The organism is Shewanella sp. DNRA4, assembly GCF_012843185.1.
GTDB lineage: Bacteria > Pseudomonadota > Gammaproteobacteria > Enterobacterales > Shewanellaceae > Shewanella > Shewanella xiamenensis.
The window spans coordinates 1-497 of sequence record NZ_JABAIP010000045.1 but is presented as its reverse complement, the minus strand read 5'-3'; the positions used below and the strand labels follow the sequence as shown (position 1 = coordinate 497).

Below are 497 nucleotides of genomic sequence, written 5' to 3'. Positions count from 1 at the left end.
ATGGCGGCAGTTTGAGGATCGACAGGTTAGGGATATCAGCAGCAATGTCATTGGTATGCCAACCCGCACCGTCCATTACCACGACTGCATGGCGGCCAGATTTGGTGCGTTTTGCAATTAGCTCCAGGTGCTGGTGCATGATGTCCTTATTGACGAATGGCGTGATGATGGCTTCCGTTTCTCCTGTTGCAGGACAGACAGCGCCGAAGAGGTGCGCATATTCAAACTGCTGCTGTTTTAACGCTCTTGGTCTACTACCTTTGGGGGCCCAAAGGCGTGTCGTTGTATTTTGCTGGCCGAATCTTGCTTCGTCCTGAAACCAAATATCAATCTGGTGGGGTTGTATATGAATGGGAGTGTGAAGGATCGTTTCCAGAGGAAACTTTTTTAAAAGCGTCCTGTAACCTCTGAGTTTGTTTTGGATGCCTAGAGCGGCTGGTTATCCAACAGAATCCCATGCTCTTGAGTAGCTTGTAGATGTGATTGGGATGGTACTC

Annotated in this window: 1 pseudogene; it reads right to left on the bottom strand. The window is 48.9% G+C overall.

The features are described 5' to 3' along the window. A pseudogene (locus HG547_RS20775) lies at nt 1–497 on the bottom strand (IS630 family transposase); the annotation flags it as partial.